The organism is Desulfovibrio aminophilus DSM 12254 (assembly GCF_000422565.1).
GTDB classification, from domain to species: domain Bacteria; phylum Desulfobacterota; class Desulfovibrionia; order Desulfovibrionales; family Desulfovibrionaceae; genus Aminidesulfovibrio; species Aminidesulfovibrio aminophilus.
Map to the genome: position 1 here is coordinate 244,711 of NZ_AUMA01000008.1, position 19,302 is coordinate 264,012.

At 65.2% G+C, this 19,302-nt stretch carries 20 protein-coding genes; 9 read left to right on the forward strand and 11 right to left on the reverse strand.

Features of this window, described 5'->3' with window-relative positions; translation table 11 throughout:
• Positions 1 to 15 precede the first annotated feature (15 nt).
• Genes H587_RS17555 through flgB form a run of 7 tightly spaced genes read right to left on the reverse strand, consistent with a single transcriptional unit; the run spans position 16 to position 5,997 of the window.
• Positions 16 to 1,413 carry a FliI/YscN family ATPase gene (locus H587_RS17555; protein ID WP_051202493.1) on the reverse strand — a complete coding sequence of 466 codons (1,398 nt, stop codon included), beginning with the start codon at positions 1,411 to 1,413 and terminating at the stop codon, positions 16 to 18.
• Positions 1,400 to 2,164 carry a FliH/SctL family protein gene (locus H587_RS0106325; protein ID WP_027175545.1) on the reverse strand — a complete coding sequence of 255 codons (765 nt, stop codon included), beginning with the start codon at positions 2,162 to 2,164 and terminating at the stop codon, positions 1,400 to 1,402. The genes H587_RS17555 and H587_RS0106325 overlap by 14 nt, the downstream gene beginning before the upstream one ends.
• Positions 2,151 to 3,149 carry a flagellar motor switch protein FliG gene (fliG, locus tag H587_RS0106330; RefSeq protein ID WP_027175546.1) on the reverse strand — a complete coding sequence of 333 codons (999 nt, stop codon included), beginning with the start codon at positions 3,147 to 3,149 and terminating at the stop codon, positions 2,151 to 2,153. The genes H587_RS0106325 and fliG overlap by 14 nt, the downstream gene beginning before the upstream one ends.
• Before the next feature lies 1 nt (position 3,150).
• Entirely contained in the window at positions 3,151 to 4,740 is a 1,590-nt protein-coding gene (gene fliF, locus H587_RS0106335) for a flagellar basal-body MS-ring/collar protein FliF (RefSeq protein WP_027175547.1), read from the reverse strand.
• A gap of 55 nt (positions 4,741 to 4,795) precedes the next feature.
• Positions 4,796 to 5,122 (reverse strand): flagellar hook-basal body complex protein FliE, encoded by a 327-nt coding sequence (fliE, locus tag H587_RS0106340; RefSeq protein ID WP_027175548.1) that lies wholly within the window; start codon positions 5,120 to 5,122, stop codon positions 4,796 to 4,798.
• Positions 5,123 to 5,142: 20 nt separating this feature from the next.
• The gene (gene flgC, locus H587_RS0106345; RefSeq protein WP_027175549.1) at positions 5,143 to 5,583 is read right to left on the reverse strand and encodes a flagellar basal body rod protein FlgC; all 441 of its coding nucleotides are present in this window, start codon (positions 5,581 to 5,583) and stop codon (positions 5,143 to 5,145) included.
• 3 nt (positions 5,584 to 5,586) lie between these two features.
• Complete coding sequence (flgB, locus tag H587_RS0106350) at positions 5,587 to 5,997, reverse strand: flagellar basal body rod protein FlgB (RefSeq protein ID WP_027175550.1); 411 nt, start codon at positions 5,995 to 5,997, stop codon at positions 5,587 to 5,589.
• 74 nt (positions 5,998 to 6,071) lie between these two features.
• Here flgB and H587_RS20540 point away from each other — a divergent pair, with 74 nt between their 5' ends.
• From H587_RS20540 to hflX, 4 genes are all read left to right on the forward strand, one after another.
• Positions 6,072 to 6,332 (forward strand): hypothetical protein, encoded by a 261-nt coding sequence (locus H587_RS20540; RefSeq protein ID WP_156904470.1) that lies wholly within the window; start codon positions 6,072 to 6,074, stop codon positions 6,330 to 6,332.
• 85 nt (positions 6,333 to 6,417) lie between these two features.
• A complete protein-coding gene (locus H587_RS0106355) occupies positions 6,418 to 6,975 on the forward strand; it encodes a tetratricopeptide repeat protein (protein WP_027175551.1) in 558 nt (185 codons plus the stop codon).
• A 153-nt stretch (positions 6,976 to 7,128) separates the two neighbouring features.
• Complete coding sequence (locus tag H587_RS0106360) at positions 7,129 to 7,725, forward strand: IMP cyclohydrolase (protein ID WP_027175552.1); 597 nt, start codon at positions 7,129 to 7,131, stop codon at positions 7,723 to 7,725.
• Between the two features lie 170 nt (positions 7,726 to 7,895).
• Positions 7,896 to 9,401, forward strand: coding sequence for a GTPase HflX (hflX, locus tag H587_RS0106370; protein ID WP_245560829.1), 1,506 nt, complete (start codon positions 7,896 to 7,898; stop codon positions 9,399 to 9,401).
• 6 nt (positions 9,402 to 9,407) lie between these two features.
• Here hflX and H587_RS0106375 read toward each other — a convergent pair whose 3' ends face one another.
• Together H587_RS0106375 and plsY are read right to left on the reverse strand one after the other, a co-directional pair.
• Positions 9,408 to 10,340 carry a cation diffusion facilitator family transporter gene (locus H587_RS0106375; RefSeq protein ID WP_034608651.1) on the reverse strand — a complete coding sequence of 311 codons (933 nt, stop codon included), beginning with the start codon at positions 10,338 to 10,340 and terminating at the stop codon, positions 9,408 to 9,410.
• Positions 10,337 to 10,930 (reverse strand): glycerol-3-phosphate 1-O-acyltransferase PlsY, encoded by a 594-nt coding sequence (plsY, locus tag H587_RS0106380; RefSeq protein ID WP_027175556.1) that lies wholly within the window; start codon positions 10,928 to 10,930, stop codon positions 10,337 to 10,339. The genes H587_RS0106375 and plsY overlap by 4 nt, the downstream gene beginning before the upstream one ends.
• 759 nt (positions 10,931 to 11,689) lie before the next feature.
• Between plsY and H587_RS0106385 the strand changes: the two genes are divergently transcribed.
• The 4 genes from H587_RS0106385 (at position 11,690) to H587_RS0106400 (ending at position 14,290) form a co-directional block, all read left to right on the forward strand.
• A complete protein-coding gene (locus H587_RS0106385; RefSeq protein WP_027175557.1) occupies positions 11,690 to 12,223 on the forward strand; it encodes a MuF-C-terminal domain-containing protein in 534 nt (177 codons plus the stop codon).
• Between the two features lie 372 nt (positions 12,224 to 12,595).
• Positions 12,596 to 12,760, forward strand: a complete 165-nt coding sequence (locus H587_RS20545) for a MuF-C-terminal domain-containing protein (RefSeq protein WP_281167620.1) — start codon at positions 12,596 to 12,598, stop codon at positions 12,758 to 12,760.
• A 227-nt stretch (positions 12,761 to 12,987) separates the two neighbouring features.
• Positions 12,988 to 13,533: a MuF-C-terminal domain-containing protein gene (locus H587_RS0106395; RefSeq protein ID WP_027175558.1), complete on the forward strand. Its 546-nt coding sequence runs from the start codon at positions 12,988 to 12,990 to the stop codon at positions 13,531 to 13,533.
• 403 nt (positions 13,534 to 13,936) lie between these two features.
• The gene (locus H587_RS0106400) at positions 13,937 to 14,290 is read left to right on the forward strand and encodes a MuF-C-terminal domain-containing protein (protein WP_169432752.1); all 354 of its coding nucleotides are present in this window, start codon (positions 13,937 to 13,939) and stop codon (positions 14,288 to 14,290) included.
• Positions 14,291 to 15,081: 791 nt separating this feature from the next.
• Here H587_RS0106400 and H587_RS0106410 read toward each other — a convergent pair.
• Complete coding sequence (locus H587_RS0106410; RefSeq protein WP_027175561.1) at positions 15,082 to 17,136, reverse strand: ribonuclease catalytic domain-containing protein; 2,055 nt, start codon at positions 17,134 to 17,136, stop codon at positions 15,082 to 15,084.
• Positions 17,137 to 17,566: 430 nt separating this feature from the next.
• On the opposite strand from H587_RS0106410, the gene H587_RS0106420 reads away from it, so the two are divergent.
• Positions 17,567 to 17,911, forward strand: coding sequence for a TraR/DksA family transcriptional regulator (locus tag H587_RS0106420; RefSeq protein ID WP_027175562.1), 345 nt, complete (start codon positions 17,567 to 17,569; stop codon positions 17,909 to 17,911).
• A gap of 70 nt (positions 17,912 to 17,981) precedes the next feature.
• Here H587_RS0106420 and H587_RS0106425 read toward each other — a convergent pair whose 3' ends face one another.
• Entirely contained in the window at positions 17,982 to 19,256 is a 1,275-nt protein-coding gene (locus H587_RS0106425; RefSeq protein ID WP_027175563.1) for an IMP cyclohydrolase, read from the reverse strand.
• Positions 19,257 to 19,302 lie beyond the last annotated feature (46 nt).

A 19,302-nucleotide genomic window follows, 5' to 3' on the forward strand; every position in this document is an offset into this window, starting at 1 on the left:
TGGGCTCCGGACCGGTCAGCGTTTGGCGGGTTTGGGCGCGGGCTTCGCCGCGGCGGGCTTGGCCTGCGGTTTGGCGGCCGCGTCGCCCCCGGCCTGGGCGGCCAGGGCCATGAGCTGGGCGTAGCTCTCCTCCAGGGGCTGGCGGTCGGCCACGCGCTGCTGCAGAAAGGCGTTGATGGGCTGGATGAGCCGCAGGGCGGTGTCGATCTCCGGGCTGGAGCCGCGCTGGTAGGCCCCGATGTTGACCATGTCCTCCACGCGCTTGAACGTGGCGAGGTACTTGAGGGCCACGCGCCCGGCGTCCTGGACCTCGGCCGGGGTGATGTCCGAGCGCAGACGGGAAATGCTCTTGAGCACGTCGATGGCCGGGAAATGGCCCTGGTCGGCCAGATCGCGGGTGAGAACCACGTGTCCGTCGAGGATCGAGCGAGTGGAGTCCGCGATGGGCTCGGTGAAGTCGTCTCCGTCCACGAGCACGGTGTAGATGCCGGTGATGGAGCCCTCGACGCTCTTGCCCGCGCGTTCCAGGAGCTTGGGCAGGTGGGCGAAGACGCTCGGGGTGTAGCCGCCGCGCGTGGGAGGTTCTCCGGCCGCCAGCCCCACCTCGCGCCCGGCCATGGCGAAGCGCGTCACCGAGTCCATCATGAGCAGCACGTCCGCGCCCTTGTCGCGGAAGAACTCCGCGATGGCCGTGGCGGTGTAGGCCGCGCGCATGCGGATGAGCGGGCTCTTGTCCGAGGTGGCGATGACGAGCACGGAGCGGGCCAGACCCTCCGGGCCCAGGTCGCGCTCGATGAACTCCAGCACCTCGCGGCCGCGTTCGCCCACCAGGCCGATGACGTTCACGTCGGCCTTGGTGTAGCGGGCCATCATGCCGAGCAGGGTGCTCTTGCCCACGCCGGAACCGGCCATGATGCCCACGCGCTGGCCCTTGCCCAGCGTCAAAAGTCCGTTGATGGCCCGTACGCCCACGTCCAGGGGCTCAAGGATGCGCGGCCGCGACATGGGGTTCGGCGGTTCCCCGAAAAGCGGGCGGAAGGATTCGGGCACGAAGGGCCCCAAGGAGTCCAGGGGTTCGCCGAAGGCGTCCACGGCGCGGCCCAGCAGGGCCTCGCCCACGGGCACGTGCGGCGGGATCGAGGAGTTGCGGATCAGGCAGCCCGGGGCCACGCCGCGCAGGTCGCCGTAGGGCATGAACAGGCAGGAACCGCCCCGGAAGCCGACCACCTCGGCCGCGATGGCCGACGCCTCGTCGCCGGATTCCGGCAGCAGGTGGCAGACCGAGCCGATGGGGGCCTTGATGCCCTGGCCTTCGGCGATGAGGCCGACCACCTTGGTGACCTTGCCGTAGCTCCGGCAGGCGTCCAGTTCCTCGAACAGCGCGCAGCAGCCGCGCGGATCAAGCGCCGCCATGGGCCGCTCCGCCGTCCGCGTCCCCGGAGGCGGCTCCGGCCAGGCGGTCCAGGATGGCCTGCACCTCGGCCCAGCGGGTGTCCAGGGTATTGTCGATCATGCCCACGCGCGTCTCCAGGACCACGCCGCCCGAGGCGATGCCCGCGTCGCCCTTGACCTGCCATTGGTCCAGGCGCGGGAACGCGGCCTTGGCCTCGTTCAGGAGCAGTTCCATGCCTTCCACGTCTTCCGGGGCCACCCGGGCCGTGATCTGGCGCAGGCTTTCAAGCTTTTCCAGGGCCTCGCGCAGCAGGGAGTCCAGGACTTCCTTGCGGCGTTCGGCCATTTCCACGCCCAGGGCCTTGCGCACGGCCAGGAGGATGAGCCGGGCGAAGTCCTTGCGCTGCGATTCGAATATCTCGACTTCCTGGGTCTGCACGGCCTGGAGAATGTTGCCCAGGGTCATGCCGAATTCGCGCATCTGGCGGGAGACCTCGTCCTGGGCCTGGGCGTAGCCCTCGGCTTGGCCCTCGTTGCGGGCCTGCTCTCGGATCTGCTCGGCCTCGCTGCGGGCCTGGGCCAGGATCTCCGCCGCCGCGTCCCGGGCCTTGACCCGTACGCGTTCCAGAAGGGCGGAGCAGGTGTCCTCGTCCCAGGTGGGGGGCTTCTTGCCCTCCATTTCCTGGATGGTCATGACGTCCGGGCCGGGCGTGTCCATGCCCAGAATGACCCGTCCGGTGTAGAACTTTTCCTGGGCGTCAGACGAAGACATCTCCCGACCCTCTGCTGACCACGATGCGACCCTCGTCTTCCAGGCGGCGCACGGTCTTGACGATGTTCTGCTGCGCGCCCTCCACCTCGGAGAGCTTCACCGGGCCCATGATCTCCAGGTCTTCGCGGATCATCGCCCCGGCGCGTTCGGAGAGGTTCTTGAGGAACTTCTCCTTGAGATCGTCGGAGGCGCCCTTGAGGGCCGTGGTCAGATCCTCGTTGGAGATCTCCTTGAGCAGTTCGCGGATGCCGCGATCGTCCAGGGCCTTGATGTCCTCGAACACGAACATGAGGTTGCGGATGTCCTCGGCCATCTGCGAGGACTCCTCCTCGATTTCGGAGAGCACTTCCTCTTCGGTGGCGCGGTCCACGGCGTTCAATATCTCGGCCACGGCCTGCACGCCGCCGACCTTCTTGCCTTCCTTGCCGCCCATGGCGATGAGCTGGCTCTGGAGAACCTTGTCCACCTCCATGAGCATTTCGGCGGCCACGGACTCCAGCTTGGCCAGGCGCATGAGCACCTCGGCGCGCACGCCGGCGGGCAGGTTGGAGAGCAGTTCCGCAGCCTGGTCCGGGTGCAGGTGGCCCAGGATCAGGGCCAGGGTCTGGGGATGCTCGTTGCGCAGTATCTGCGCCAGGATGCGCGGGCTCACGTTGCCCAGCTCCTGGAACGGCGTGGGGCCGGTGTCGATCTCCAGGGAGTCCATGATGTATTTGGCGGTTTCGGGGTCCAGGGCCTTGGCCAGCAGGCGCTTCACCTGGTCCGGGCCGCCCACCAGGAGTTCCGCTCCGTAGGCCAGGCTCTCGTTGTACTCCTTGAGCACTTCCAGCACCTGCTCCTTGGGCACGGAATCGATGTCCAGCATGGCCTTGGAGATGGCCGCGATCTCGGCCCGCTCCAGGCGCTTGAAGACGTCGGCGGTGAACTTCTCGCCCAGGGCCAGGAGTACGATGGCCGTTTTCTGGGGACCGGTGAAGCCGCTCACGCTATGCCTCCTGCTTGATCCAGACCTTGAGGAGTCTCACGGCCTGCTCCATGTTCTGTTCGGAGAGTTGGAGGGCCTGGGCCTTGATGTTCTCCAGCTTTCGCGCCGCGTCGAGGGCCTCCTCGTCCATCTCGCCCTCTTCGATGGCCAGCCGTTCCATGCCGGGCAGGCCCGCCACCTCGGAGATTTCCTGTTCGGCCACCCGCGGCCGGATGAGGGCCATGATCACGGGCCGGACCACCAGGATGAGGAAGAGGAAGATCAGCAGGCCGTTGAGGAAGGGCTTGCCCAGCCGCTGGGCGTATTCCAGCATGGTCCGCATGAGCGTCTGGCCGTCTTCCAGTTCCGGCGCGCCGAAGGAGATGTTGGAGACCTCCACCGCGTCGCCGCGGTTCCTGTCGAAGCCCACGGCCGAGCGGACGAGGTTCTGGATGCGCTGCATCTCCTCGGCCGAGCGGGGCGTGTAGGCCATCTGGCCCTGGGCGTCCTTGGCGTACGTGCCGTCGACGATAACAGCCACGCTCAGGCGCTGCAACTCTCCCACGGGGGAGACGATGCTCTGCTCTTCCTTGTTGATTTCGTAGTTGGTCGTCCGGGCCTCGCGGGTGGAGTCCTGGGTGGACTGGGTTCCGGCGAAGCCGTCGCCCCGGAAGTTGGCCTCGGGCGCGCCGCCGTCGATGGCCGCGCGCCCCTGGGTGGTCTCCTCGCTGCGGTTTTCGGAGCGGACCACTGTGGCGTTGGGATCGTACATCTCCTTGCGGATGGTCTTCTGGCTGAAATCCAGGTCCGCGTTGACGCGGGCGATGACCTTCTGGGGGCCGACCACGGGCATGAGGAGTTCCTCGATGCGCCGCTCCAGCTTGCGCTCCATCTGGGCCTTGTAGTCCAGTTGCGTGGTGGACAGCCCGGGCGTGCTCTCGTCCTCGGGGATGTACAGGGGCTGTCCGTTCATGTCCGTGATGGTGATGCGCTTCTTGTCCAGACCTTCGACGGACATGCTGACGAGGTTGACGATGCCCTGGATCTGCTTGGCTTCCAGGGTTCCCTTGTCCTTGAGTTTGAGGACGACCGAGGCCGAGGGCGGCAGCTGGTCCTCGATGAACAGGCTCTTGTGCGGCATGACCAGGTGCACGCGGGCCTTCTCCACCTGGGGAAACTCGCTGATGGTGCGCGACAGCTCACCCTGCAGGGCGCGCTGGTAGTTGATCTGCTGGACGAAGTCGGTCTGGCCGATCTTCAGGTCGTCGAAAATTTCGAAGCCGATGCCCTGGCCGTGCAGGTTGCCCTCGCCGGCGATCTTCAGGCGCAGGTCGTAGACCCGATCGGCCGGGACCAGGATGGTCTGGCCGTTGTCCTGGAGCTGATACTTGTCCTTGCCGGCCTTGAGCATCTCCACGATCTTGGCCGCGTCCTCCGGATAGAGCTTGGAGTAGAGCACGCGGTAATCCGGCTTGTTCAGCCAGTAGATCATGAGCACGAAGGCGACGGTGACGGAGAGCGCCAGACCCAGTAGCAGGATGCGCTGCGACATGGTGCGGTCGGCCCAGTAGGAGGTCACTTTTTGGAAGTACTGCTTGATGGCGGGGGGCATGTCTCGGACTCCTCGTTTCCGTCTGTTCCGCTCGTTGCGCGCCGGTTCTCAGTTCCTAGAAGGAAATCCGCATGAGGTCCTGATAGGCCGAGAGCACCTTGCTGCGCACGGCGCCGGTCAAGCTCATGGCCACTCCCGCCTTCTGGAGGCTGATCATGAGTTCATGGACGTTCTCGCTCTTGCCGGAGGCGAAGGCCGTGATCTGGGCGCTCTTCTCGGCCTCCATCTCATTGACTTCCTTGAGCGAATTCTGGAGAGCGTCCAGGAATCCGCCGTTCTTGGGCTGGTTCTTGGCCAACCCCTGGGAGACCTTGCCCTCAATGGCGGTCTGGCGGCCGATGGCCTTCTGGTACGCCTGGATGCCGTATGCGCTGCCGATCATGATGGTTCGTCTCCCTCGGGTTAGCCGCGGCCGATGGCCAGGGCCTTGTTGAACATGCTCTTCACGTCCTGGATGGACTGGGCGTTGGCCTCGTAGGAACGCATGGCCGTGATCATGTTGGTCATTTCCTCGACCACGTTGATGTCCGGGTAGGCCACGTAGCCCTGTTGGTTGGCGTCGGGATGGCCCGGCTCGTAGACGTACTTGAACGGCCGGGTGTCGTTGACCACGCCCCGCACGGTCACGCCCTGGAGGTCACGGTTGAGCTGGTCCCGCATGGCCTCGTCGAAGGGCGAGAGGATGGGCGCGGACTCGAAGGACACGCTCTTGCGGCGGTAGGGGCCTCCGTCCGCAGTGCGCGTGGTCTTGGCGTTGGCCATGTTCATGGAGATGACGTTCATGTAGTCCCGCTGGGCCTTCATGCCCGTGGCGGCGACGTCGAGCGCGGTCATGAAGTCCATACGCTACTTCCCTCCCTCGCTGATGATCTTCTGCATCCCGGTGAAGTTCTTGGTGATGATTTCCGTCAGGGCGTTGTAGAGCATGGCGTTCTTGGCCATGACGGTCATTTCCTTGTCCAGGTCGACGGAGTCCTCGCCGTGGATGTAGCGGGGCTTGAACTCCTTGATCCCGGTGCCCTGGAACGTGGATTCGTCGAAGGCCGCGGGCATGTGCGCATCGTTGGTCCGCGTGACCTTGCCGCTCACGTCCAGGGCCAGGGCGGACTGGAGATCCTTTTCGAACTCCAGACGCTTGGCCTTGTACTGGGGCGTGTTCACGTTGGCGATGTTGCTCATGACGAGATTTTGACGTTGGAGGCGCAGGTCGAGGACCTTCTCCTGGAGTTCGATGTGTCCGTCAAAAAGGCTTCTCATTGCTCACTTCCTCCGGTTCCGGACGTTTTTTCCCGGTGGGCCGGGCCTGGGGCCGGGGCCGTCTGTCGGGAATGATGAGCAACCGTCATGCCAAACAAATTAACATGCTGTTTTACATTGATTTTACCAGAGAGATGACGATTCTGCACGCGCCGGAAATCGGGCGGCAAGGTTTTCCGGGCCGCTTTGGCGGCGATCCGACCGCCACCACGCCCAGACCTCCGCGCGGAATAAAAAGCCGTGCATTTTTATCCAATGGAATAAGCATGTTGATTAACTTTTTCCGAGGGCCGGCCCCTTGGGGACGATTTTTCTCTTCGGATAGGTTGGCATGAGCGTTGCAAATGCGAAGCAGGCCCGCATGGGGCCCGACACGTTTTCCCGCCCGACCGGCGGGCAAGGAGTATGGAGGGGAAGATCATGAGCGGTCATCTGGACTACGAAATCAACAAGGAACTTGGCGAATGCTACTTGTTCATGGGTGAGCTGGACAAGGCCGAGCAGTACTACACCAAGGCCGCCAGCTCCAACGGCGTGCATGCCGATCCCTATCTCGGTCTGGCCGCCATCGCCATTCATCGTGGTCAACTGGACGGGGCTCTGAGCATGTATCAGAAGGCCCACAAGGTGGACCCCACGGACAAGACCCACGCCGGCATCGCCCTCGTGCTCATGGAGCAGGGACGCGGCGGGGACGCCATCGGCCACTTCGTCGAGGCCCTCAAGGTCAACCCGGAGAACATGGTCGCCCTGTTCAGCCTGGTGCGCCTGGGCCACGAACAGAACCGTCTGGAAGAGGTCATTCCGCACCTCTCCCGCTACCTGGAGATCGACCCGGGCAAGTCCGAGGTGCGGTACTCCCTGGCCGGTTGCCTGGTCTGCCTGGATCGCAAGGATGAAGCCCGCGCCGAGCTGGAGCGCATCCTGGAAGGCAACTCGGACTTCGAGCCCGCCAAGGAACTCCTGGCTCAGCTCTAGGACGAATTTCGGTCTCCCCTCCCAATGATTCCCCGTTCCGTCCGGCTCTCCCCCGGGCGGGACGGGGGATCATCCAACGTGGGAACGGGCGGCTTCCTCGCTTGCCAACCTCCGGCAAATCTGGCACAGCCTGCTCAAAAGCGAGGCGTGCTCATGGATTTTCTCGTTCCCCGCAGAGCCATTCTGAGCGTCACCGACAAGACCGGACTCGTTGATTTCGCCCGCGCCCTGAACGAAAAGGGCGTGGAGTTGGTGTCCACCGGCGGCACCATGAAGGCCGTGCGCGAGGCGGGCCTGCCCGTGACCTCCGTGAGCGACGTGACCGGCTTTCCCGAGATCCTCGGCGGCCGGGTCAAGACCCTGCACCCCCACGTCCACGCAGGCGTCCTGGCCGACAAGGACGATCCCGCCCACATGGCGACCCTCGACGAGCTGAAGATCAAGCCCTTCGACCTGATCTGCGTGAACCTCTATAACTTCGCCGAGGCGGCCCGGAAGGGCCTGGACCTGCGCGCGGCGGTGGAGCAGATCGACATCGGCGGGCCCACTCTGCTGCGCGCCTCGGCCAAGAACTTCCACAGCATCCTGGTGGTGCCCGGCGTGGCCCACTACGGCCGCGTCCTGACGGAGCTGGCCGAACGGGGCGGCTTCTCGCTCCCGCTGCGCAAGGACATGGCCGCCGAGACCTTCCGGCTGGTCAGCGCCTATGACGCCATGATCGCGGACTATCTGTCCGGGCACCGCGCCTAGCCGAGGAGTTCACCATCGCCCAGAAGCCCCAGGGCAACGTCCAGGGCCTCAAGCCCAGCCAGATCAAACGCCTGACCCGGCTTTACGCCCGGCGTTTTCCCCAGGCCGCGCCCTACAGCCACGAGCAAGCCTGGGAACTGGCCTCCATCAGCCGCGAGATCGGCCGCCAGGTGGCCCTGCTCATCGATCGGCAAGGCTATCCCCTGATGGTCCTGGTGGGCGACCCGGGGGGCATCCTCATCCCCGAACTGCCCCGTCTGCGCCTGGGCGCCGGGCGCTTGCGCGGCCTGCGCCTCCTGCACACGCACCTTTCCGGCGAGACCCTGTCCCAGGAAGACCTCATGGACATGGTCTTCCTGCGACTGGACAGCGTGGGCGCGCTGACGGTGAGCGACGCGGGCGAGCCCGAGCGCTTCCAGTGGGCCCACCTCCTGCCGCCCAACCCCGAAGGCAAGAGCCACGACGTGGCGCAACCCGCGCGCTGGGACCGGGTGGAGGGACTGGACCTGGGCGCGCAGGTGGCGGCGCTGGAAGAGGAACTGGCCCGGCTGGACACGGCCCGGGAGGCCGGGGGCGGGGAGCGGGCGTTGCTGGTCAGCGTGGCCGCAGCACCGCGTCCGGTGCAGGAGCGCTCCCTGGAGGAACTGGCCGAACTGGCCCGCACGGCCGGGCTTGCGCCCGTGGGCACGGTGGTTCAGCGCGTCTCGGTGCTCAATTCCAAGTTCATCCTGGGCAAGGGCAAGCTGGCCGACCTGGAGGTGCGCGCCTTGCAGACCGGAGCGGCCGTGATCCTCTTCGAGCAGGATCTCTCACCCTCGCAACTGCGCAATCTGGCCGACCTCACCGAGCGCCGCGTGTTGGACCGTACCCAGCTCATTCTGGACATCTTCGCCCAGCACGCCACGTCCCGGGCGGGCAAGCTCCAGGTGGAGATGGCCCAGCTCAAGTACGCCCTGCCGCGTCTGGTGGGCAAGAACAGGGCCATGTCCCGGCTGGTGGGCGGCATCGGCGGACGCGGCCCGGGCGAAACCAAGCTGGAGATCGACCGCCGCCGTGCCCGCGACCGCATCGCCCGGCTCAAAAAGGAACTGGAGGACGTGCGCCGCCAGCGCGGTCAGACCCGCGAACGCCGAGCCAAGGCCGGGCTGCCGGTGGTTTCCCTGGTGGGCTATACCAACGCGGGCAAGTCCACGCTCCTGAACACCCTGACCCAGAGCGGGGTGCTGGCCGAGAATAGGCTTTTCGCCACCCTGGACCCCACGAGCCGGCGCATCCGCTTCCCCCGCGACCGCGAGGTTGTGCTCACGGATACCGTGGGCTTCATTCGCCGCCTGCCCCCAGACCTGCGCGAGGCCTTCCGGGCCACCCTGGAAGAACTGGAGTCCGCGGACGTGCTCGTGCATGTCGCCGACGCCTCGCATGCCGAGGTCGAGGAGCAGATCGAGGCCGTGGAGAGCATTCTGCGGGAGTTGGAGTTGGACGAGGCGCCGCGCATTCTGGCCCTGAACAAGTGGGATCTGCTGGACGAGGAGGCCCGGGAGACCGCCCGGCGGCTCCACCCCCAGGGCATTCCGCTTTCGGCCCTGGAGCGGCCCGGCCTGGAGCCGCTGGTCCAGGCGATCCTGAATCTCATCCCCTGGGACAAGCGCGACAAGGCCAGGGCCCCCGGGGAATAGCCGGGGTCATTCCGCCGGAGTTCTTCCCCCGCCGCAGATTCCGCCCACGTGGTCACCGTCCTTGGAGGCGTCGTCCTCCAGGGGCTCCACGTGCACCGTGACCTGGCTGCGCGGCAGCCGGGCGCGGATGGCGTCCTCCATGTCGCAGGTCAGGTCGTGCGCGGCCTGGACCGTGGTTTCCCCCGGCACGAGCAGATGAAAGTCCACGAACAGCGCGGCTCCGGCCTTGCGGGCCCGCAGGCCGTGGTATTCGGCGTCCGGCAGTACGGCGCGGATGGCCTCCTCGATGGCGCGCATCTGCTCCTCGGGCAGGGCCTCGTCCATGAGTCCGGACACGGAGCGCCGGATGAGCGAGACGCCGGTGAAGACGATGTTCACGGCCATGATCCCGGCGATGATCGGATCCAGGATGAGCCATGTGGGGGCCACGAAGAGGATGCAGAGTCCGGCGATCATGCCGGCCGAGGTCCAGACGTCGGTGAGCAGATGCCGGGCGTCGGCCTCCAGGGTGATGCTGTCGAAGCGGCGGGCCGCCGAGAGCAGGATGCGCGCGGCCACGATGTTCACTGCCGAGGCCAGCACGGCCACCAGCAGGCCCGGGCCCAGGTTGTCCAGCGGCACCGGTGCGTGGAAGCGCTCCCAGGCGGCCCAGGCGATGCCCCCGGCGGCCACGATGATGAGCACCCCCTCGGCCCCGCTGGAGAAATACTCGGCCTTGCCGTGGCCGTAGGTGTGCCTCTCGTCCGCCGGGCGGGCGGCGATGAGCAGGGCGGTCAGGGCGATGAACCCGGCGGTGAGGTTCACCAGGGATTCCGTGGCGTCGGAGAGGAGCCCCACCGAGGAGGTCAGGGCGAAGGCCGTGAATTTGAGAGTCAGAGTCAGAAGCGAGGCGATGATCGAGTAGACGGCGTAGCGCGGGGGCACCCGGTGGGCCCTCATTCGGCCTCCTTCTTGCGCCGCCAGGGCATCTCCTCGCCCCGGGCCAGGCGGCGGATGTTCTCGCGGTGACGCCAGAAGAGCAGGAGCATGACCACCAGGGCCAGCGGCAGGAAGGCGAACTTGCCGGTGAGCAGGGCGAAGACCGGCAGGCAGAGGGCCAGGGTCAGGGAGCCGAGGGAGACGTATCCGGTGAGGGCGATGATCCCGACGCAGGCCAGCACGGCCAGGAGCGTGCCCAGGGGCATCAGGGCCAGGAACGCGCCGATGGTCGTGGCCACGGCCTTGCCGCCCTTGAAGCTGAGCCAGGGCGAGTAGACGTGGCCGAGGATGGCGCAGAGGGCCACCAGGCTGACGGACGTTGCTCCCGCCGGGCCGGAGACGACCAGAGCCGCCGGGACGTACCCCTTGAGGATGTCCAGGGCCAGAACCAGGACGCCGTATTTCGTGCCGCAGAGCCGGGCCACGTTGGTGGCCCCGGTGTTGCGGCTGCCGTCCTCGCGCGGGTCCACCCCGCAGAGGGTCTTGGCCAGGATCAGGCCGAAGGGCACGGAGCCGAGAAGATAGGCGAGCACCATCCACAAGAGGGTCATGTACGTCTCCTTCGTGGCTCCCCTTGTATCCGCTTCCGCCCGGATCGGCAACGTCCGCGCGGGAGGGACGCCGCCTGTCCCGGCAAGACCGTTCGGCGGGGGGGCACATGACACCGTGGAGAGGGGAGCTGCAAGGGAGGGTCGGGGGGGAGCGTTTCTCGGAGGCTGGCCCGGAGGCGGCCTGCATGGTCCGGGCAATCTCCCCCCCCTGGCGGAAACAAGATAGACGAGGTTCCCTCTTTGTTCCAGCCCGCACCGGCGGCCGCGTTCATGCGGTGCTGACGGTGAAGGACGTTCCGGACGGGTATGGGGAACTTGACGTTCGGCTCTGCGGGCTGAAGCCGGAAAGGAAATGCCCACCGGGTACCTCCACGCCTTCATCCGACATAAGCCGAAATCCCACGTGGCCAGCAGTGGGCATTCATTGTGTTTCGCCGCGGGGACGCCGCAGGTTGTCAAGGACAACGCCGAAGAGCCGTTCCTGCCCCGGGCAGCCCCAGCAAAAAGAGCCGGGATTGGGCGCGCACTTCCAGACACCAATTGCCTGGGGCGAACACACGCTCAATCCCGGTTCGACAAAAAATATACACTGCCGTGGAGTCGGTCAAACCGCGCGCGGCGAACCCCACGCTCTACCAGTCCGCAGCCAGGGGGGAGCGTTCCACGGAGTCCTACGGAGGTGTCTCCCAGGAGGTAGTCCGGGCAATCTCCGCCCCTGGCGATTCAAATATAGACGATTCCACATCCGGCGGCAAGGAAGTGTTCCAGCCCAGCCGGGAGGATGTCCGGCTGGCGGACGAGGCGCTCGCAAGCGATGTGCGGGAATGGAAAAAGACGGTGGACGCAATCGCCTCATCCGGAAGGCCGCCGTCCGGCCCTCAAAAAATGCTCGGCCAAACGCCGCTTGTGATGCAACTGCTCGGAGCGGACACCGTGACCGGAAAGGCCGCCGCCACAGGAGGCATCTACGCCGCCCCCCATCTTTTTGACGGCGCGCATCCCAATATCACGCCGGATTTGCTTCAACAGATTCCGGCGGCAATGGCGGACCCCATCGCCATCTTTGATTCGGATAATCCGGCCAGCCGCGCCAAAGGCGACTTGGTGTTCATGCTGGGACTGACGGATGCCAACGGGGCGACACTGGTCGTGCCGGTGGTGTTGAAAGCAACAGGAGAAATTCCAGGATCGCAAATTAATATTATTAAGAGCGCTTATGCCAAAGAGCGCGAAGGTATACCGTCAAACACATGGTTTGTGCAAAGCAGCTATAAAAAAATGCCCGCTACATGAACGGGCATAAATGGAAGCATTGGACTGCCAGCGCCGGGGTCTATTTCCCCTTTACTCCAGCCAATGCCTCCAAAAATAAGCTATACACGGAAGCCGATCTTGTCAAGCTGCGCGAGGCGAACCCCACGCTGTACCAAAACGGTATCGGGGCTAACGCAAAACAGCGTTTAGAAGAAGACGCGGCACGGTTTGCTGAAGAGCTGGATCGCTCTGCCGTTGACGCCAAAAAGGATCGCAGCTCGAATATTCGGATCATGCGGACCCCCTTTGTGTTACATCGGGGCGAAGCCGCTAGACCTTGTGATTACCGCCGGAAAGCTCAGTCGGCTAATGAAGGAACACCCCGAGGTATAGCTTGGAGTAGCAAAGCAGATACCCCGGGCCATGGATGACCCGATCATGATTTTTGACAGCGCCACTCAGCCGGAGCGGCTTGTCGTGATGCTCGGCCTTAAAGGGGAGAATGGGCAGACGGTTATGGTGCTGGTGGAGTTCGACGTTCACAAGGACAGAACGTTCGTCAATCTGGTCACGTAGGTTTATGGAAACAAGCGCGCCTAGTTTCTAGACCAGATCACCAACGGGAAGCTCCGGTATCAGGACAAAAAATGAGCCGTTCGTGGGCGAACCAACACGGGCTCCAATTGCCCCCGGGGCGTCCACGAACCAGCTATAAACATAGGATATACTCCGAGAGTGATCTTGTCAAGCCGCGCGGGGTGAACCCCACGCTGTACCAGTCCGCAGCCAGGGGGGAGCGTTCCATGGAGTCCTACGGAGGTGTCTCCCAGGAGGTCATCCGGGCAATCTCCGTCCCTGGCGATTCAAATATAGACGATTCCACGTCCGGCGGCAAGGAACTGTTCCAGCCCAGCCGGGAGGATGTCCGGCTGGCGGACGAGGCGCTCGCAAGCGACGCGGAAGGCTGGGGGAGAAGCGTTGACCGATATGTCAACGGGACATTGGTCAGAACACGTCCGGTGACCATGCTGCGGCAAACGCCCTTGGTCCTGCAGATGCTGGGGGCGCGAAATCTGCCTATCCGCATGCTTTACGGCGTTATGGACAAGGTTCTCTCCGGGAAGCACAACCTTCCAGCCGAGTTGGTGAAACAGATCCCGGCGGCGATGGCTGATCCCATCATGGTGTTCAAAACGGATTCACAGACCGCCATATCCGATCTCACCATGATGCTTGAGTTGAAAGACGCACACGGCGCAACAGTCGTCGTGCCCGTGGTTTTGGCGCGCGAAGGTTCCAAGGGCTACAAGTCTGAACCTTGTGCCCAGCATGTACGTCAAGAATTATGAGGAGACGAAATCCCCGCGGAACGATTGGTTCCTGGAGCAGATAGAAAAAGGAAGGCTGCGCTACATAAACAATACGAAAAGTCACGAATGGGCGGGCTCTGTCGGGCGCCAATTGCCCGCAGGAGGGACGCCGCCATTCGCGACTGAAAAAAGCTATACACGGAAGCCGATCTTGTCAAGCTGCGCGAGGCGAACCCCACGCTGTACCAAAACGGTATCGGGGCTAACGCAAAACAGCGTTTAGAAGAAGACGCGGCACGGTTTGCTGAAGAGCTGGATCGCTCTGCCGTTGACGCCAAAAAGGATCGCAGCTCGAATATTCGGATCATGCGGACCCCCTTTGTGTTACATCGGGGCGAAGCCGCTAGACCTTGTGATTACCGCCGGAAAGCTCAGTCGGCTAATGAAGGAACACCCCGTGGTATCGCTTGGAGTAGCAAAGCAGATACCCCGGGCCATGGATGACCCGATCATGATTTTTGACAGCGCCACTCAGCCGGAGCGGCTTGTCGTGATGTTCGGCCTTAAAGGGGAGAATGGGCAGACGGTTATGGTGCTGGTGGAGCTCGACGTTCACAAGGACAGAACGTTCGTCAATCTGGTCACGTCGGTTTATGGAAACAAGCCCGCCTGGTTTCTAGACCAGATCACCAACGGGAAGCTCCGGTATCAGGACAAAAAACAAAAGCCGCGCGTGGGTGAACCAACACAGGCTGCAATTGCCCCCGGGTGCTCCAAGCAACGGCTTTGGTCATAAAATGTACTCCGAGAGTGATCTTGTCAAGCTGCGCGAGGTGAACCCCACGCTGTACCAGTCCGCAGCCAGGGGGGAGCGTTCCATGGAGTCCTACGGAGGTGTCTCCCAGGAGGTCATCCGGGCAATCTCCGCCCCTGGCGATTCAAATATAGACGATTCCACGTCCGGCGACAATGCGCTCGCAAAAGAAGGCCGTGATTGGGCGCGCACTTCCAGGCTCCGATTGCCTGGGGCGAACCCACGCGCAATCACGACAGGACAGAGAATATATACTGACGCGGATTTGGTCAAACCGCGCGACGCGGACCCCGGGCAGGGCCCCGGCATCGGCTTGGAGGCCGTGCGTGCGATCCTGGCCCAGCTCCAGGAGGCGGCGGAGACGAAAGGGTGAATGTCGCCCATGACGGGCACACGGCCGTGCTTTCGCTGTACCATTTCGGGGGGGGCGGGAAACATGGTTGCCGACGGGATGGAAGGACGATGCCTCCGGTGCCTCCGGTGGGGGTTATGGCCCATCCGGCGCTACGCTCGCCGGGCCTATGCGTACTCGTCCAGGCGAGGGAGCGGAGGCGTCGTCCTCCGAATCCGCTTCCGATTCCCAGGATGGAGCGGGAACGACTTCTGATGAAGCTATAACGCCTCTCGGATCGGACGGCAAGCCCCTGTTCCATGAGGCCTTGTCCGACAAATCCCCCCGCGCGGCCGTCACCTTCCTGGACGACGGCCGGGCCCTGATCCGGCTGTTCACGTCCGCCGATCCCACCTCCGTGATCCACGAGGCCGGGCACGTATCAGCCTTCGTGGGCCTCCAGGACCTTCAGCTCGTTGGTCAGGGGATCGACGCGGCCGAAGACGAGGTCGAAGCGCTGGCCGGGGTAGAGCTTGTCCCCAAGCATGTGGCGCGGGGCGCGCACGTTGATCTGGAGCTGGGGCAGGGCCAGGGTGGGGTAGGGCCCGGAGTCGTCCACCAGCACGGCGGGGTGCGGGGTGCGGCCGTGCTGGGCCAGGAAGAGCAGCTTCCAGTAGCGCGGGCGGTAGCGTTGGATCACGGACACGGCCTGGATGCGGCCCGAGAGGTTGGGCAGCAGGGCTTCCAGGGCCTCGCGGTCCAGCCGGGGCGCGCCGGTGGCCAGGAACGAGGAGGCCTGGGCCATGTTGATCAGGTCGGTGTAGCGCCGGATGGGCGAGGAGATCGGGCTGTAGGCCGGGACGCCCAGGGCCGCATGGCGGCGGGGCGCGACCTCCAGGCTCGGCGGGGTGAGCAGCTTGACCGCCGCGAAGATGTCCGAGGGTTCGCTGAAGACGCCGGCCGCCTCCGGGGGCAGGGCGATGTCCTGGGTGCGGTGCAGCAGCGGCACGCCGCGTTCCCGGGCCCAGGCGGCCATGCCCGCGTTGGCCAGGATCATGAACTCGCTGATGAGCAGTTCGGCGCGCGGGTGGGGCTCCTTGACCTCCACGGACACGCGCACGTCGCGGCCCGAGCCTTCCAGGATCACCTCCGGGTCGGGCCGCTGGATCACCGAGGCCCCGTCCTCCACGCGCCGGGCCAGCCGCTTCTCGGCCAGCTCCAAGGCCAGGGCCAGGCGGGGATCATCTCCCCGCTCCAGGGCCGTCTCGGCGTCGGCGTAGGAGACGTTCGCCGCCACGCGGACGAAGGTCAGGCGCGGCTCCACGGACAACAGCAGGCTCCGCTCGTCCAGGCGCATCTCCACCAGCAGCGCGGCCCGCGTCTCTCCGGCCCGCAGGCTGAAGAGGTCCGTGCCCAGGGCCTCGGGCATCATGTGGCTCGTGCCCTCGGGCAGATAGAGGCTCGTGGCCCGGGAGAACACGGCCTGGTCCAGGGGGGAGCCGAAGGCCCAGGTCACGGTGGGGCAGGCCAGGGCGATCCACAGGCGGTAGCCGCCGGATTCGCGTTCGATGTGGAAGGCGTCGTCGATGTCCCGGGTGGTGGGCGCGTCGATGCTCACCAGGGGCAGCGGCTCGGGCTCCCGGCGCGCCGCCTCGAAGACCCGGCGCTGGTCTTCCATTTGTCCCGCGAAGTCGGAACTCCAGGCGTCGCCCCAGGCGAAGCCCGCCTCGTCCAGCAGGGAGTTGTGATGCGGCTCCACCGCGCCCCAGGCCTCGGCCAGGAGCAGGGCCAGGTGCGGGTGGTCGGGCAGGCCTTTGCGCAGGGTTTCCCAGAGCTTGGCGTCGCGTTCGTCCAGGGACTTGGCCAGGACCGAACGGAGCAGGCCGCGCAGGCGTTCGGCCACGTCCTCGTCCATCGGCGGCAGGGCCGGACCCTGGCCTCCCCGGCGGCGCTCCCAGAGGGCCTTGAACAGGGCCTGCCCGCCGTCCACCAGCCGTTCCCGTTCGCGGGCCTCGTTCTGCTGGTTCAAGCGGGCGTCGACCTTTTCCGCCGGATGGATCTCGAAATCCGGGGGCTGGAACTTGAAATGCGTTTTGGCCGCCAGCAGGGCCCGCCCCATGGCCGCGATCTCGTCCGGTCCGGGTTTTTCCCAGATCAGCCCGGCGAACCAATCCACCGGGGCCGTGTCCACCTCGCCCTGGGCCATCTCCCAGATTTCCATGGCGTTGACCCGGGATTCCAGTTCCTCGCGGCGCTTGTGATGCTCGGTCAGACGGTCGAGCATCTCCTGCCGTCCTGCTTGGCCGGGATATTCCGGCCCGGTCCAGGGCAGAATCCGGGCGGCGGGCAGGACCGTCTCCCGCTTGGTGTGGGTGTACAGGCGCAGGCGTCCCGAGGTCTCCTCCTGGACCCAGGCCAGATGGACCTGGTTGCCTTGCAGAAATTCGACCACGCAGCCGGGATGGATGAACCCGCCGATCTTGGGGGGCTTGGGCATGTCGCTCTCTTTGCAGAAAGGGTGAGGGAATCGCTGTTCGCGTCCAGGGGTAGCGCCCGGCCGAAAGCAGGTCAAGCCGCGGCGCCGGCATCCCATAGCCCATGAGGGGACGGAGGTCCAGGCGGACGTGTGGCGGTGAACGGGAAAAAAACGCGGCGCGGCGGGCGGTTGCATTTTTCATTGCATGAGGTATGGTAAGGACGAATCCGAACGACATTCCCCAGGAAAACGAACGATGATGCAAACGCGCCGCATGCATGACGCCGGGATGAGCCCGGCTGTCCAGGAGAAGCTCCTCTTCGCGCAGAAGGGGGCCCTCGTGTAGCGCGCTTTTTTGGAGAACGCCCGCACGAAGGCCCCTCGTTCCGGTCAGCCGGAGGAGGGGTCTTCTTTTTTTGTCCGCGACGAACAACCGGAAAAGGAGGAAGTCATGACCGCGGAACAGTTGTCGAGATTGCGAGAAATCGTGGAGGACGAGATTCGGGAGATCCGGCAGGCGCTGGATGCCTGGAGGGCCTGCAACGGGCTGGACGAGAACGGTGATCGCCGGGTGGAGGACTGCGCCTCGCGCGTGGTCTACATCGGCTGGAAGGAGAAGACGGAAGGCCGCCTGACCGAGCTGCGCCTTCTCTTGGACCGCATGGACGAGGACGAGTTCGGCATATGCGAGGAATGCGGCGAGGACATTCCCTGGAGACGGCTGGAGCTTCTGCCCGCCACCACCCATTGCACACGCTGCATGACGCGCTTGGAGTCCGCCGCGCACGGGGCATGACGGCCGTGGTCCGGTTCACGGAGCGGCCGTCGCGGTGCAACAACCGTGGCGGCCGCTCCGTTTTTTCGTCCTAGTGGCGGAAGGAACGCTGGCCGGTGAAGACCATGGCCACCTGGGGGGCGGCTTCGTTCACGGCCTGGATGACCTCGAAGTCCCGGATGGAGCCGCCGGGCTGGGCGATGGCGGTGACACCGGAGGCGATGAGCAGGTCCACGCCGTCGCGGAAGGGGAAGAATCCATCGGACACGGCCGCGGAACCGGGCAGGCCGCCCCGGGCCTCACTGGCGCGGGCCTCGATGTCGGCCAGCTTTTGGGCCAGGGCCTTGTCATCGCGGCCCTTGAGCCGCAACTCGTAGATGGACAGGTTCAGTTCCCGGAAGGCCAGCAGGTCGGCGTACTTGGTGTGGGCCTTGGCGATGGTCAGGTCCACGCAGCCCACGCGGTCCTGTTCGCCCGTGCCGATGGCCGTGGTCACTCCGTCGCGGACCATGAGGATGGAATTGGAGGTCACGCCCGCCTCCACGGCCCAGGCGAAGAGCAGATCCTCGGCCTCGGCCTTGGTGGGCTTGCGCGCCGCGAAGTGGTTGCCGTCCTTCTCGGCCGTGGCCGGGATGAAGTCGGCGGCGTCCAGGATGCGGTTGCGGAAGGAGAACTGGAGCACGACCCCGCCGTCCATGAGGGACTTCACGTCCAGGAAGGGCTCGCGGGAGAGCCCGGCCAGATCCGCGATGCCGGGAATGCGCAGAATGCGCAGGTTCTTGCGCTTCTTGAGGATGTCCACCGCGCCGGACTCGTAGTCCGGGGCCGCCACCACCTCGAAGTAGGCCGAGTCGATGTGTTCGGCGGTGGCCTTGTCCAAGGGACGGTTGACCACGATGGCCCCGCCGAAGGCCGCGATGCGGTCGGACATGTGGGCCCGCTCCAGGGCGACGGCCAGGCCCTCATCGCTCCAGGCCGCGCCGCAGGGGTTGTTGTGCTTGAGGATCACGGCGGCGGGCTTGGCCGAAAGGTACTGGAGGATGTTCAGACCGTTGTCCACGTCCGTGAGGTTGATCTTGCCCGGGTGCTTGCCGGACTGGATCATGTGCTCCTCGGTGAGAGCGGAGACCAGACCCTTGCCCGGACCCCGGAAGGCCACACCGCCCACGGAGAGTCCGCCTTCCTTGAGTTCATAGAGCGCGGCGGGCTGGTCCGGGTTCTCGCCGTAACGCAGGCCCAGGGTTTCGTCGCCGATGCGCCAGGTGCGCTTGTGGAAGACCAGTTCCTGGTCCCCGAGGGTCAGGCGCATCTCCGCGGGAAAGGGATCCTGCTGCAGGGTGGAGTACATCTTTTTGAGGTCGCTCATGGGCTGCTCCAGGTTTGTCTGACGTGGGACGCCTCCATAGCACAGG

Coding starts and splice junctions, on each gene's coding strand:
- H587_RS17555 (WP_051202493.1), bottom strand. CDS start 1,413: ATGGCGGCGCTTGATCCGCGCGGCTGCTGCGCGCTGTTCGAGGAACTG.
- H587_RS0106325 (WP_027175545.1), bottom strand. CDS start 2,164: ATGTCTTCGTCTGACGCCCAGGAAAAGTTCTACACCGGACGGGTCATT.
- fliF (WP_027175547.1), bottom strand. CDS start 4,740: ATGCCCCCCGCCATCAAGCAGTACTTCCAAAAAGTGACCTCCTACTGG.
- fliE (WP_027175548.1), bottom strand. CDS start 5,122: ATGATCGGCAGCGCATACGGCATCCAGGCGTACCAGAAGGCCATCGGC.
- flgC (WP_027175549.1), bottom strand. CDS start 5,583: ATGGACTTCATGACCGCGCTCGACGTCGCCGCCACGGGCATGAAGGCC.
- flgB (WP_027175550.1), bottom strand. CDS start 5,997: ATGAGAAGCCTTTTTGACGGACACATCGAACTCCAGGAGAAGGTCCTC.
- H587_RS20540 (WP_156904470.1), top strand. CDS start 6,072: ATGAGCAACCGTCATGCCAAACAAATTAACATGCTGTTTTACATTGAT.
- H587_RS0106355 (WP_027175551.1), top strand. CDS start 6,418: ATGAGCGGTCATCTGGACTACGAAATCAACAAGGAACTTGGCGAATGC.
- H587_RS0106360 (WP_027175552.1), top strand. CDS start 7,129: ATGGATTTTCTCGTTCCCCGCAGAGCCATTCTGAGCGTCACCGACAAG.
- H587_RS0106375 (WP_034608651.1), bottom strand. CDS start 10,340: ATGAGGGCCCACCGGGTGCCCCCGCGCTACGCCGTCTACTCGATCATC.
- plsY (WP_027175556.1), bottom strand. CDS start 10,930: ATGACCCTCTTGTGGATGGTGCTCGCCTATCTTCTCGGCTCCGTGCCC.
- H587_RS0106395 (WP_027175558.1), top strand. CDS start 12,988: ATGGAGTCCTACGGAGGTGTCTCCCAGGAGGTCATCCGGGCAATCTCC.
- H587_RS0106400 (WP_169432752.1), top strand. CDS start 13,937: ATGAAGGAACACCCCGTGGTATCGCTTGGAGTAGCAAAGCAGATACCC.
- H587_RS0106410 (WP_027175561.1), bottom strand. CDS start 17,136: ATGCCCAAGCCCCCCAAGATCGGCGGGTTCATCCATCCCGGCTGCGTG.
- H587_RS0106420 (WP_027175562.1), top strand. CDS start 17,567: ATGACCGCGGAACAGTTGTCGAGATTGCGAGAAATCGTGGAGGACGAG.
- H587_RS0106425 (WP_027175563.1), bottom strand. CDS start 19,256: ATGAGCGACCTCAAAAAGATGTACTCCACCCTGCAGCAGGATCCCTTT.